This window comes from Viridibacillus sp. NPDC096237 (genome assembly GCF_050278625.1).
In the GTDB taxonomy this organism is placed as follows: Bacteria; Bacillota; Bacilli; order Bacillales_A; family Planococcaceae; genus Viridibacillus.
On sequence record NZ_JBNNTI010000020.1, the window covers coordinates 16445 to 30306 of the forward strand.

Genomic DNA, 13862 nt, shown 5'->3' on the forward strand with positions numbered 1-13862 from the left:
TTCCATTAATTAATTTAATTAATAATTTGAAAATCCACTAACTATCTTACCATTCTTCCTGCTTAAGTGAAACAACTGTATTAATAAATCAAGAAGAACATTTTTCCCCTTCCATCTTACTACTCTTCACAAAAAATACAATCGTTTTCAACAAATTTAGCAATTTTTTTCTTGAACGAACTAATAATAGAATAAACTTTGAGAAAAACGTCATTTTTCAGCTGGCAAATCTATATAAAAAGTACTACCAAAATGAAGTTTACTTTTCAGTTTAATGGTTCCGCGGTATTTATTTACCAACATATTTACAATACTTAAACCTAATCCTGTGCCTCCATCTTCACGTGAACGAGATGAGTCGACTCTATAAAAACGATCGAATATACGTGCTTGATCTTCCTCTGCAATACCAATACCTTGATCTGACACTTCAATTTGCACAGTTTCTTGTTGTTTCGAGAGTCTAACCTTAATCATTGGACTATTTTCTGAATAGCGTATAGCATTTTGTAAAAGGTTACGTAAAATCTGGCCAAAAGCGTTGTCGGAAATAATCGCTCGGTAACTAAACTCTGGATCAACTTCTAATTCAATCGCAGCAGCTGGAAACAATACTTTTATTTCCTCCATAATATCGGTAGTAATAAAAAGAAGATCTGCACTGTTTTGTATATCATTCTGCTCTCTTCTTGCAAGATCTAACATCTCTTCTATAAGCTTTTTCATACGTGTAATTTCAAGCAAAGAAGTGTTTAGTGACTCTTCAAAAACCGCTGGATCATCTTTGCCCCATCTTTTGATTAACGATAAATGTCCTTCTACTACTTGAATTGGTGTTCTCAGCTCATGAGAGGCATCAGAAATGAATTGTTGCTGACTCAGGAATGATTGCTCTAGCTCCCCCATCATCGATCGATAAACGGACAATAAGTCACCAATTTCATCCTTGGCATCGTATTGAAGTTTAATAGGTGCTGTAAAACCCTGTTCAGCAACTTCTGTCATCTCTAATCTCAAGTCGTCTAATGGTTTCAGTAAAGTTGTCGCCAAAAAATAGCCTATTCCGGCAGATGCTATAAGGGCCCCTAATCCCATAATACACATAGCCGTTAGAATATATCGCATAAGTGATACAAATGAAGTCAAAGGATGCGTCAATTGTATATAGCCTGAGAAAGGTCCAATCCTTATCGTGGATGTCGCCAAAAACGTATCTACACTTTCTACCTTTTCTTTCGATATTGCATAACCGTGATCAGGTAAATTTTCTGGTAATGAAGGCATAATTTTCGTCGAATCATTAATACGTAATATTTCTACTTTATCTTGATTTAAGATACGTACCGTTTGATTTTTATCAACAATAGAATTCATAAGCCCTTTATTTGACTGTATATCATGTATGGTTAAGAAATTACCTTGAGATTCAAAGAACACTGTTAAATCATCCATCGTTCGCTTAACAGACTGCTCCTGTTCATTTAAAAGCCATGAATGGATTGCAATATAGAGAACCGAACAAATTACAGCAAAGCTAATGAAAATGACTACAGCAGATGTAAGTGCCCATTTCCCTTTTAATGACTGGTTTGATAGATAATATTGGAATTTCTTCATTCTCGTATCACATACCCGACTCCACGAACCGTTTCAATATAACTACTTGCCAATTTAGGTAATTTTGATCGAAGGTGACGGATATAAACGTCTACAACATTTGTTTCAACATCTGATTGATAACCCCAAACTTGCTGTAAAATTCGATCACGAGTACAAACACGGTTTTTATTTTCTATAAGTAGGCAAAGTAAATCAAATTCCGTTTTCGTTAAACTCAGTATTTCCTCGTTAACAAATGCAGTGTATGCAGCAGTATTAATAGTTATATTTTTAAATGTTAATTGTTGACCTGTTGATTCTGTTGAAGTGTAGCGTCTTAAAATAGAGCGAATTCTTGCAAGCAATTCTTCTATTGCAAAAGGCTTGACAATGTAATCATCTGCCCCCGCGTCTAGACCCGCTACACGGTCAATTACAGCATCCCGTGCGGTTATTAAAATAATAGGCACATCCGAAATGGCTCTAATACGTCTACATACTTCAATTCCATTTAGTTCAGGTAGCATAACATCGAGTAAAATGACATCGAATTCTTGTTCTAAAGCAGTCTCTAGACCAACACGACCATTAGAACAAACTGTCACTGCAAATTGCTCATGCTTTAGTTCTAATTCAATAAATCGCGCAATGTTTTTTTCATCTTCTACTAATAGAATATGCTTTTGCATTGAAAACACCTTCCATCTTTAACTTGAAAAATGATATGAATTTTTCCCTTTTATTTTTTTGGCAATATATAGTGCCTGATCAGCTTTATCTAGCAATTCTTCTATTGAATGACCATCCTCAGGGAAAGAAGCAATCCCTATAGATGATGTTGGTGAAAAGTGTTGTTCGTGAATTGTCCAGCCGTCTTTTATTGTTTGCTGAATACGTTTGATCGTATTTTTTACTTGTTGCTTTCGAATGCATTGGTCTTTGGACATATTCGTTAAAACAACAACAAACTCGTCTCCACCAATTCGACTAACTATATCTAGATCTCGTACACTGGCAACAAGCGCAAGACCAAAATTACGGATAAAATCATCCCCAACATCATGACCGAATTCATCATTGACCTTCTTAAACTCATCTCCATCTATATAGAGCAATGTTATAGCATAGTTAAAAACCGTCGCTTCTTTGACTAACTTAGTAAATTCCATCAATAAATAACGTCGATTTGGTAGCAAGGTTAAGCTATCATGATAGGCCATAAAGCGCAGCTGATCTTCTCTTTTTTTACGATGAGTAATTTCCCTAGCAACAGATACATATTGGAACACTTCGTCACGTTCTGCATCCTTTACTGCTGTAATATAGGTTTCAGTCCAAAAAGTTTCTCCATTTTTCGTTTTAATTTGTAAATCAATTTGTACGTCTCCCTCTTCTATGAGAGTTGATTTGAATTCACCTTTTAACAGCTCTTTACTATCATCAGACATCATATCAAAATAGAAACAGCCAAGTAGCTCGTCCTTTTCAAAGCCAAGTCGTTTTATATGATTCGGAGACACATAAATAATTATTCCATCATCGTTCGTAATGACAATCAAATCATTTGTATTTTCGGTAATTAGACGAAATGTCTTTTCAACATTACGTAGATTGGTCATCATAACTTTCTTATCAGATACGTCAAAGCAAACAGAAAGGAAACTCTCTATTTCTCCACTATTATCGAAAATAGGGACAATAGTAGTATCCATCCAATAACGATTGCCATATTTTGAATGATTGCAAATCTCTCCACGCCATATTTGACCATTTTGTAACGTTTTCCACATTTCATCATAAAATGAAGAAGGATGAATGCGAGAATTTAATAGCATATTTGTATTTCCTATGAGATCCTCTGGTCTATATTGACTAGATTGTGCATAACGTTCATTAACAAATTGAATGATACCATTTTTATCTGTAATACAAATATTTGCTGCTGAATTCAACGCACCTTTATAACTATTTAGCACTTGATTTACGTGACGTAAATCTTCTTTTAACTGGATATTTTTTGTCAATTCTAACCATTGAATATAAATTGCTACAACTTGTTTATTTGTAGAGATTGGCGAAAAACTGACAAGAAATTTACTCTCATTGCCATCCGCTTTTTTATGTGTATACAAAACGGACGACTGCCCTCTTCCATTTAATGCATCTTGAAGATGCTCTGCAAACGATACACGATCTTCTGGTGAAACAAGCTCAAAGTCAAAAAATAGCCTCCCTTTCCAGTCTCCAATCTTGCAGTTAAAGTACTGCTCAAATTTCGGATTACCATCAAAAAAGGTTAAATCATTGGCTAATACAATTGTCGGATCCATTTTCATGTCAAAAAGTGATTGTAGAAATAAGTTTTTTTCCTCCATCACTTTTTGCTGTGAAATTTCTTTCGTAATGGCAAGAATATATTGCTTCTCGTCATAGGAAATTGGTGTAACTGTCGTCTCATTAGTGCGCTCAGTATCTGAAAATAAATAGAAATCTCTATAGTGTAGAATCTCCTGTTTCTCGATGGATTCATTGTAATATTTGACTATAATCTCAACGATTTCTGTTTCTAAACCAGCAAATAAACTTTTTCCTATTGGCGACTCGTCAAAAACCTCTTCAGCAGCACGATTTATATATACGTATAGATATTCACCATCAACTTTTTCCATAAAAAAAACAAAATCTAAACAATTTTGATAAAGCCCATCAAACTGCTCTTTAGTAATCAGATTACCACTCAATATTGCCACCTCTTCAAGAAGTTAAATAAATAGACGCTGTTTTAGTCTCTGCATAAGTAATTAGTGTTTTATAACCTTTTTGCTCGTCTGTTTCTTTAACAGATTGCCACAACCATTCATTTTCGTTGGTTAACTCTAATTCAGCTAAGAAAGTTGCATTACCAATTAGTTTTAAAACATATTGCCCTTCATTATGTTTTACATGACATTGAACAAAACCACCAGGGTTATAGACTGTTACTTTACCTGTTGAAACTACTCCCTCTATAGAAGAGACCAATGCAGATGCTGTCATCGCAGTGCCACAAGCGTTAGTAAACCCTACGCCACGTTCATATGTACGGACGTAAATAGAATCCTCATCCATAGGATACACATAGCTCACATTTACACCGTCTGGACAATATTCATTATCCCCATTTAATTTGCTAGATAATCTTTCTTGATGATGCGAATTGGCTATTTTATCTGAATGTACAATTCCGATTAAATGTGGGTTAGGAACTGAAACAGCTGTAAATGAAATATCATCTGCAAATTCCTTTATTACTTCATTGCAAATTTGTTGTTTGTTTTTGTAAAACATCGGTAAAGATGCAAGTTCAAACGATACTGGAGAAATTTCAACAGAATATGTTGGAATCTCATCGAAAATCGAAGCTTCTTTCTGTACCTTCAGGACTACTTTCATTGTTTCAATAAGTGCCTCTGAAACATTATATTTTTCACAAATATATCGAGCAACGCAACGTAAACCGTTGCCACACATAGATGCCTCAGATCCGTCAGCATTGATGACGCGCATTTTAGCAAGCCCTTTTTTAGATGGAGCAATAAGTAGTAGACCATCAGCCCCTCCTAGATTACCTTTTTGACAAAGCCAAACGCCAAGTCTAGACCAATCCATACATTTTTCATCAGTTGTTTCATATATATAAAAGGTATTGCCTGAACCATGGACCTTATGTAAATGCATTGTCATATACATCCCCCCGTATTATCTATTTATATCATAATTCTATTTTATCAAGCATACAACTGTATATGTTCCAATTAAGGGATGTAAATATTACAAATTTATTTTTTAATGTTTTTTTCTTTGCAAAACAGGGAAAACTTAGTATAGTTAAATTGCAAAATAATTTCATAAAATGATTCCTATTTTTTATAGAGTCAATATAGGGAAGGCAAATGGTGCGCCACCAGTAGTCATGCTGGTTCTAGTGGGTTCGATTCCCACCCCGAAATTTTTTATGCAACATTATATGAAAAATTTCGAGGGGGCTAGGACCTGCCATTAATTTGGATGTTCACCCCCGTAAAGGAGGCGTTTCGCTTGATTAAGCGACGTGAATTACACGAATGTAACGATCTTTATGAGTTACTAAAACACCCATCTGTCTTCCCTTTTGTGCGTCAGAAAGCTAAGAGTGCCGATGAGTACTGGTTTTTGACTAACCAACTAATGGAAGACGAGGTAAACGGTAACGCCGTTTCCCGTACGATAACCGATGACTGGGGACAACCCATCGGCACAATTACCGTCTATGATGTGCAAGATGGCGCTGGCTTTTTAGGCACGTGGATTGGTACCCCACACCAAGGTAAGGGATATAATCAGAAAGCAAAAGAACTTTTCTTGCACGAACTGTTCTTTGAACTAGATTTCCATACCGTTTTCTTGCGCATTCGCACTGAAAACACCAAATCCCTTCGTGCGGCCGAAAAAATTGGATATATCATGGATGCCAAAGAAAGCCACCCATCCCTGTACGAGCAAATCAACCAAGGTGACAAGCACTTCGAATTAATGAAAATTCAAAAAGACTTCTTTTATTTATATACAGCTAGTCAGAACACAGAAGAAGAAGAACAAGCAATGTAAACTTAAATGCTGAAGGCGCTCGTTCAGCTGTGAGGACGTTGGAAGGCGGAAGCCAAAGTCGTTCTTTGACTTTGAGCGCCCGACTGAAACGACCCGATCAGATAGCGCCTGAAGCTGGATATACTTAAATGCTGAAGGCGCTCATTCAGCTGTGAGGGCGTTGGAAGGCGGAAGCCAAAGTCGTTCTTTGACTTTGAGCGCCCGACTGAAACGACCCGAGCAGCTAGCGCCTGAAGCTGGATAAACTTAAATGCTGAAGGCGCTCGTATAGACTTGACTGGCGTTGGAGGGCTCGAACACAAGACGCTTTTTGTCTTGTGCCGAGAGACCGAAACGATCTGAGAGTCTAGCGCCTGAAGCTGGATATACTTAAATGCTTCAGGCGCTCGTTCAGCTGTGAGGGCGTTGGAAGGCGGAAGCCAAAGTCGTTCTTTGACTTTGAGCGCCCGACTGAAACGACCCGATCAGATAGCGCCTGAAGCTGGATATCTGATTAAAGCTGAACACATCCTTTCAAAGAAAGATGGTCTATTTTTGCCAAATCCATTGCACCTATATCGCTTGTATTAAAAGAAGCCTTCATTATAATGAAAGCTTCTTTTTTAATTCTTCGAAAAGATCATCTTCTATCTAACTTACAAATAGCCTCATAACTCTATAAAAAAGAAGGACATTATATATTAAAGATAGATAATGTCCTTCTTATATAGCTCCCTCATTTAGAGGTAGATTATTTTATTTGGCATGATTTAGTATCAAATCTACCATTTCATCTGGTGTTTTAGGAGATTCAGTTTCACGCATTTGCTTGATTAAGCCTTCTTTATGTTGTTCTAAGCTAAGTAAAGCGTCCATAAATGTTTTGTTGGTTAAATCATCTTCTTGTAGTACTTCTGCTAAACCTTGTTCAGAAAATAGTTTAGCATTCAGAATTTGATCACCACGTGATTTTTGTAGAGATAACGGAATGAGTAGCATTGGTTTTTCTAAAGCTAAGAACTCAAAAATAGAGTTTGAACCTGCTCTTGATACGATTAAATCCGAAGCGTGTAATAAATCTGGCAGTTCTGTCGTTACATATTCAAACTGCTTGTAACCAGGCATATTCACTAGAGCTTTATCTATATGCCCTTTTCCGCAAAGATGAATAATATTGTGCTTTTCTAAAAGTTGCACAATGTTAGCGCGTACTGCATCGTTAATAAATTTCGAACCTTGGCTACCGCCCATAATTAGGATTACTTCTTTTTTTTCTTTAAATCCACAGAATGCTAAGCCTGTTGCTTTACGACCTTCAAATAAAGCAGGGCGTATAATTGAGCCCGTACAAGATGCTTTATCAGCTGGTAAATGCTTAAGCGTTTGTTTAAATACAGTGAAAATATGCGAAGCAAATGGTAATGATAATTTATTAGCAAGACCTGGTGTAACATCAGATTCATGTGCAATTACTCGAACACCAGCCATTTTTGCTGCCATAACAACAGGTACTGATACAAAGCCACCCTTAGAAAAAATCGCTACCGGTTTTAATTTACGAATAATTGTTAATGCTTGTGCAACTCCCGCTAAAACTCTGAATGGATCTGTAAAATTTTTCATAGAAAAATAACGTCTAAATTTACCGCTTGAAATTGCATGATATTGGAGGTCAGGGAATGCCTGGCCAATAATCTCTTTTTCAATACCCTCTTTCGAGCCAATATAGTGTACCTCATAGCCTTTTTTTATGAAAGATGGTATTATAGCCTGATTGAGTGAAACGTGACCAGCTGTACCCCCACCAGTTAATATTATTGTTTGGTTCTTCATTATTATTCTCCTATTCTGCTAGAACAATGTATGAACTGCTTTGGATTTATTAGAACAGCTACTTATTTTACTATACGAAATTACAATAGAAAAGATGTCAATTAATACTTGGAGGCGAATTATATGCATGAAACATCTACGATAAGAGCGAAATGGACAGTCATGCTGAAAATTGTGTTCCCCATCTTAATCACCCAAATTGCTTTATATCTGATGTCGTTCTTCGATGTCTTAATGTCAAGTAAATATAGTACCGCTGACTTAGCAGGTGTTTCCATTGGTTCTTCGATTTGGTTGCCTGTTTATACAGGTTTATCAGGGATTCTTTTATCCATAACACCTATTGTAGCACAATTTGTCGGTGCTAAAAGGCAGAAAGAAGCGACATTTTCAGTCCAACAGGGTTTTTATGTAGCAATTGTATTAGCAATTATGATTTTCGGACTATTAATGGCGGGCATTAATCCCTTATTAAACGCAATGACTTTAGAGCCTGAAGTACAACGCGTTGCACATGATTATTTGATTGCTATGAGTTTTGGCTTAATTCCGTTATTTGTTTATAGTGTACTACGATGTTTTATCGATGCTCTAGGAAAAACTAGAATATCAATGTTCATCACTTTACTAGCTACTCCTGTTAACATTTTCTTTAACTACTTATTAATATTCGGTAAATTTGGCTTTCCAGAACTTGGTGGCATTGGTTCTGGGGTTGCTTCAGCCGTAACTTACTGGATCATTTGTATTGTGGCTATTTTAATTACGCTGAAAGGCCAACCATTTAAAGCCTTTCAATTGTATGCTAGTTGGCCAAAAGTCCATTTTGCAAAATGGCTCGAAATTTGCAAGATCGGCGTACCTATTGGTCTATCTATTTTTGCCGAAACAAGCATATTCTCAGTTGTGGCAATAATGATGAGTAATTATAGTACTGCTGTTATTGGCGCGCATCAAATTGCTATGAATTTTGCAAGTCTTGCATATATGATACCTTTAAGTATAGCTATGGGTGCAACTATTCTTGTTGGATTTGAAGTCGGTGCTAAACGTTTTAAAGATGCACGTATATATAGCTATCTATCTGTATTAACTGCCGTTATTTTCAGTTTCCTTTCCGCTACTATTTTAATCATTTTCAGGGAACAAATAGCGAGTGTATATTCAACAGATCCACAAGTAATCGCTCTAGCTACTCAGTTTTTAATCTATGCAGCTTTCTTTCAGTTATCTGATGCCATTCAAGCACCGGTACAAGGCGCTTTACGTGGATATAAGGATGTAACGATTACTTTTATAATGGCGATGATATCATATTGGGTAATTGGATTACCTCTTGGATATGTTGTTGCAAATTATTCAGATTTAGGTCCATTTGGTTACTGGATTGGTCTTATTAGCGGACTTACAGCTGGTGCAGTTACCTTAAGCTTCCGTCTCATTATTGTTCAGAAAAAAGAGTCACAAGAAAACGCCTCTATTGCTTAATAGAGGTCTCAGACTGTAGACAAACTCGAAGAAATCCGGGTTTCTCTACAGTCTTTTTTATTTTAAATATAAATAAATAGGACCGTTGATTTCCACTACGGTGGATGCTTTCCGCGGGCGGACGCCAACCCGCTTCGTCGCTACGCTCCTGTAGGGTCTTGGACTGTCTCGCTTTTCCCGCTGGAATCACCACCTACTCTACAATCAACTACACATGTAATATAAACAAATACATAAGACGCTGATTTCCACTACGGTGGACGCTTTCCGCGGGCGGGCGCCAAGTCGCTTCGTCGCTACGCTCCTGCAGGGTCTTGGACTTTCTTGCTTTTCCCGCTGGAGTCACCACCTACGCTACAATCAACTACACATGTAATATAAACAAATACATAAGACGCTGATTTCCACTACGGTGGATGCTTTCCGCGGATGGATGCCAAGCCGCTTCGTCGCTACGCTCCTGTAGGGTCTTGGACTTTCTCGCTTTTCCCGCTGGAGTCACCACCTACGCTACAATCAACTACACATGTAATATAAATAAATACATAAGACGCTGATTTCCACTACGGTGGATGCTTTCCGCGGACGGATGCCAAGCCGCTTCGTCGCTACGCTCCTGTAGGGTCTTGGACTGTCTTGCTTTTCCCGCTGGAGTCATCACCTACGCTACAATCAACTACACATGTAATATAAACAAATACATAAGACGCTGATTTCCACTATGGTGGATGCTTTCCGCGGACGGATGCCAAGCCGCTTCATCGCTACGCTCCTGCAGGGTCTTGGACTTTCTCGCTTTTCCCCTGGAGTCACCACCTACGCTACAATCAACTACACACTTGGAAACTTTACTTGAATTCAATCGACCTTCTAAAGTTAAGAATGAAAAAACCAGCTCTCAAAATTGAGAACTGGCTTATTAAACACTATTATTTTGCTTTAATAAATTGTTGTGTCCAGTAATGACCTTTTGCTACATAACCTACGCCAATATGAGTAAATGATGTACTCATAATATTAGCACGGTGACCAGGTGAGTTCATCCAACCTTTTACAACTTCCTCTGGTGTTGTTTGACCCATAGCAATATTTTCTCCAGCAGCACTGTATTGAATACCTAGTGCTTTCATACGGTCAAATGGTGAACCAAATGTTGGACTTGTATGTGAGAAGTATTTGTTTTGTTGCATATCAAGTGATTTCTCACGTGCAGCACCCATTAAAGCTTTATCTGATTTAAGAGCAGCTAGTCCAGCTTTTTGACGCTCAACATTAGTTAACTCGATAACTTTTTGTTCGAATTGATCTACAGAAGTTGATGCTGAGTTATTCGAATCTGATGAATTGTTTCCAGAGTTACTTGTGTTGCCATTAGAAGAACTGTTACCCGTATTATTTGAGTTACCATTTGATGGCTTGTTCTCTGGTTTAGTTGTAGTGCTACCAGAAGGTTTGTTTGAATAGTGATTATACTTGTAAGTAATCTTACAAGGTTTAACCCCTTTATATATTGTTTGCGTTTGCTTCGATGTATCGGATGAGTTTGTAGAAGTTGAAGCTTCCACCGTTCCTGCCTGTACGCCCATTAGCATAACGAGACTCATTGGTAATAACCATTTTTTCATGTTTTATTCCTCCTTGTCTGCAAATATCGTAACGCGGGATTTTTGTAATAAAGCGTCCAATAATTGCTACCTCGACCAATTAAGAATAAAAACACCTTGGTTTCAATCATGAGTAGGCTATGAAATTGTGCAAATTTAGCAATCTATCGTTTTATTACTAGAAGGATTGGGTTGACACCTAAAAAAATGGCTTGTTATGTTACATGGTACCGACAACCTCGAGCTCATTAACATCTTCACCAATAATGACAACATTAGGTGGCATCTGCATGTATTCTGGCATCCATTGTGTTAAACCATATGCATATTGAAAAAGCATCGGGTTTTTCGTTCCTTTAATAGGAACATACCCCTTCATGCGATAAATTGTTGAAGGAATTGTTCTAAGCCACTCCTCAAAAACTTCTTGTTCTATTGGTTCAGTGAATGTCACTAAGCGCGAACTTAAGTGCATGTGACCTATTGGTGCTGATTCGATTTGAGTAGGACGGGCTGTTGCATACAAGCTTTGTAAAAATTTTAGAGGTACTCTTCCATTAGTTGTTTGTAGTAATTGCGCATGCGGATTTAAAGATTGTATTTCAAATGTCACCTGTGCACGTTCTTCTTCTGTAAGTAAATCGGATTTATTAGCTAAAATAAGATGCGCATGACGGATTTGTTCTAAAAACAGGGAGCGTACTTGAGGTGATAATTGATCTCGTTCTAACCAGCGCTTACTATCTGCGACTGTCACAATCCCTTTAATATTTAATTGATCGGCAAAAAGAGGAGAATATACAGCGTCTAAGGCCTCTACTGGATGTGCTGCACCTGTTGTTTCAATTATCAGTACATCAAACTCTGATTCTGCTAATAATGTTTGTATTTGCGCTTCTGTTTTTTCTGAACCTGAGCAACAAATACACTCGTTTAACATTTCTTTTAATGGAACATCCTCTTCCACTGCTTGTGAATCAAAGTTTAATTTGCCTAGTTCATTCATAATAATTGCTGGTTTAATATTTTGTTCTTTTAATTGACGGATTACATCTGTCATCATAGAAGTTTTACCACTTCCTAAAAATCCACTAAAAAGATATACATCGACCATGTAAAAATCATCCTTTCTTTATAAATGCATGAAAAAGCTGACCTCCTTTGACGGTCAGCTCTCCATGCATTTCTTTTTTATCACTAAATGTGATTTTATATTATTTCGAACTACTTTGTTGTTTCATCAATTTCTTAGCTTTTAATAACTGTGGATCGTCTTTTTTGATCTTCTGTCTTAGCTCTAACATTAATGCATATGTTGTTTGGCCTTTTAAAACGCCAGTTTCTTTAAGCTTTTGGTCTTTTTGGAATGACATTACTGCAGCTTTTGTTGTTGCATCAAATAGTCCATCCACTTTACCTGGTTTATAACCTACTGCTTTCAACATTTTTTCTGCAGCCAACACTTGATCTGATAAAGAGCCCTCTTTCATTGCTTTTTCAGGATCAAGATATGGTAATGAAGCATATGAAGGATAATTTACTTTAATAGTTGGTTCAATACCCTTCTCATGAATCCAATTACCTTTAGGTGTTAACCACTTAGCTGTAGTAAATTTCAAGTTTGAACCATCTTTTAAGTTACTAGCAGTTTGAACTGTTCCTTTACCAAATGACTTTTCACCAATTAATGGAATATTAGCAGATTCACTAAGTGCACCAGCTAAAATTTCAGAAGCCGAGGCACTACCACCATCGATTAATAACGACACAGGTACATTCACTTTACGTCCACCTTGCGCTTCAATCACTTCTTTTTTTCCAGTTCTGTCTTCAATTTGCATAACAGGTTCCCCTGTTTTAACAAATAGGCTTGCAATACTAACAGCAGAATCAAGCAAACCACCTGGATTTTGACGAACATCAACTACAAGTGATTTCATGCCTTTAGCTTCCATATCATCAAGTGCTGTTAATAGTTCTTTATATGTGTTATTAGAGAAGGTTGTAATTTGAATATGTGCAACTTTCCCGCTCAACATTTCACTATAAACTGTTTCAATCGGAATATCGTCTCGAACAATTTTCATCTTAACTTTTTTCTCACTATCACCACGAACAATTTCAAGTGTTACAGATGTTCCTTTTTCACCACGAATTAATAGTACAGCCTCAGAAGAAGTCATGCCTGAGATACTTTTACCATCAACTGTAGCAATGATATCGTTTGGTAAAATCCCTGCTTTTTCAGCCGGCGAGTTTTTAATAGGTGAAACAACTACGATATTGCCACTTTGCTCTTGGATTTCAGCTCCAATCCCTTGGAAGCTAGAAGAGATACTTTCATTGAACTGCGAAGCTTCCTCAACATTCATATAATCTGAATAAGGATCTCCAAGTGCTTCAATCATACCGTTGATCGCACCGTTTACTGCTTCGTCTGTATCAATGTCTTTGTAATAGTTTGCTTTCAATTCATCAAATGCGTTAAATAGTTTTTGGAATTCTTTATGAGTTGGCGTACGAACTTCTACAACTTTTTTCTCTCCAAATGTTAGCGCAAAGATTGTTAAACCAGAAGTAAATAATATTAAAACAATTACCATCATGATCAACGCAAAAGGTTTAATACGTATGTATTTGCCAGCCGGCTTTACATCTTCTAATTTTTCTTGCTCATCAGTGGGTAGATCTTTTTTTTCTGGCTCCACTTTGTTTTGCTCGTCCATTTATTTC

Annotated in this window: 10 protein-coding genes; 2 read left to right on the forward strand and 8 right to left on the reverse strand. The window is 37.0% G+C overall.

Annotation, left to right across the window (positions count from 1 at the left end; genetic code table 11):
- Positions 1–210 precede the first annotated feature (210 nt).
- Genes ACQKMD_RS12265 through dapF form a run of 4 tightly spaced genes read right to left on the reverse strand, consistent with a single transcriptional unit; the run spans position 211 to position 5322 of the window.
- Positions 211–1617, reverse strand: a complete 1407-nt coding sequence (locus tag ACQKMD_RS12265; RefSeq protein ID WP_427752399.1) for a HAMP domain-containing sensor histidine kinase — start codon at positions 1615–1617, stop codon at positions 211–213.
- Entirely contained in the window at positions 1614–2288 is a 675-nt protein-coding gene (locus ACQKMD_RS12270; protein ID WP_427752400.1) for a response regulator transcription factor, read from the reverse strand. The genes ACQKMD_RS12265 and ACQKMD_RS12270 overlap by 4 nt, the downstream gene beginning before the upstream one ends.
- 18 nt (positions 2289–2306) lie before the next feature.
- Positions 2307–4340 carry a sensor domain-containing diguanylate cyclase gene (locus tag ACQKMD_RS12275; RefSeq protein ID WP_427752401.1) on the reverse strand — a complete coding sequence of 678 codons (2034 nt, stop codon included), beginning with the start codon at positions 4338–4340 and terminating at the stop codon, positions 2307–2309.
- Between the two features lie 13 nt (positions 4341–4353).
- On the reverse strand, positions 4354–5322 hold the full coding sequence (dapF, locus tag ACQKMD_RS12280) for a diaminopimelate epimerase (RefSeq protein WP_427752402.1): 969 nt from the start codon (positions 5320–5322) through the stop codon (positions 4354–4356).
- A gap of 354 nt (positions 5323–5676) precedes the next feature.
- Here dapF and ACQKMD_RS12285 point away from each other — a divergent pair, with 354 nt between their 5' ends.
- Entirely contained in the window at positions 5677–6225 is a 549-nt protein-coding gene (locus ACQKMD_RS12285) for a GNAT family N-acetyltransferase (RefSeq protein ID WP_427752403.1), read from the forward strand.
- 735 nt (positions 6226–6960) lie between these two features.
- Here ACQKMD_RS12285 and ACQKMD_RS12290 read toward each other — a convergent pair.
- Positions 6961–8037 (reverse strand): undecaprenyldiphospho-muramoylpentapeptide beta-N-acetylglucosaminyltransferase, encoded by a 1077-nt coding sequence (locus ACQKMD_RS12290; protein WP_427752404.1) that lies wholly within the window; start codon positions 8035–8037, stop codon positions 6961–6963.
- Between the two features lie 123 nt (positions 8038–8160).
- Between ACQKMD_RS12290 and ACQKMD_RS12295 the strand changes: the two genes are divergently transcribed.
- Positions 8161–9525 (forward strand): MATE family efflux transporter, encoded by a 1365-nt coding sequence (locus tag ACQKMD_RS12295; RefSeq protein ID WP_427752405.1) that lies wholly within the window; start codon positions 8161–8163, stop codon positions 9523–9525.
- Positions 9526–10454: 929 nt separating this feature from the next.
- Here the strand turns inward: ACQKMD_RS12295 and ACQKMD_RS12300 are convergent.
- The 3 genes from ACQKMD_RS12300 to ACQKMD_RS12310 form a co-directional block, all read right to left on the reverse strand.
- Positions 10455–11150 (reverse strand): CAP domain-containing protein, encoded by a 696-nt coding sequence (locus ACQKMD_RS12300; protein WP_427752406.1) that lies wholly within the window; start codon positions 11148–11150, stop codon positions 10455–10457.
- Between the two features lie 199 nt (positions 11151–11349).
- Entirely contained in the window at positions 11350–12243 is an 894-nt protein-coding gene (locus tag ACQKMD_RS12305) for a CobW family GTP-binding protein (RefSeq protein ID WP_427752407.1), read from the reverse strand.
- Positions 12244–12343: 100 nt separating this feature from the next.
- The gene (locus tag ACQKMD_RS12310) at positions 12344–13855 is read right to left on the reverse strand and encodes a S41 family peptidase (RefSeq protein WP_427752408.1); all 1512 of its coding nucleotides are present in this window, start codon (positions 13853–13855) and stop codon (positions 12344–12346) included.
- Between the last annotated feature and the right edge of the window lie 7 nt (positions 13856–13862).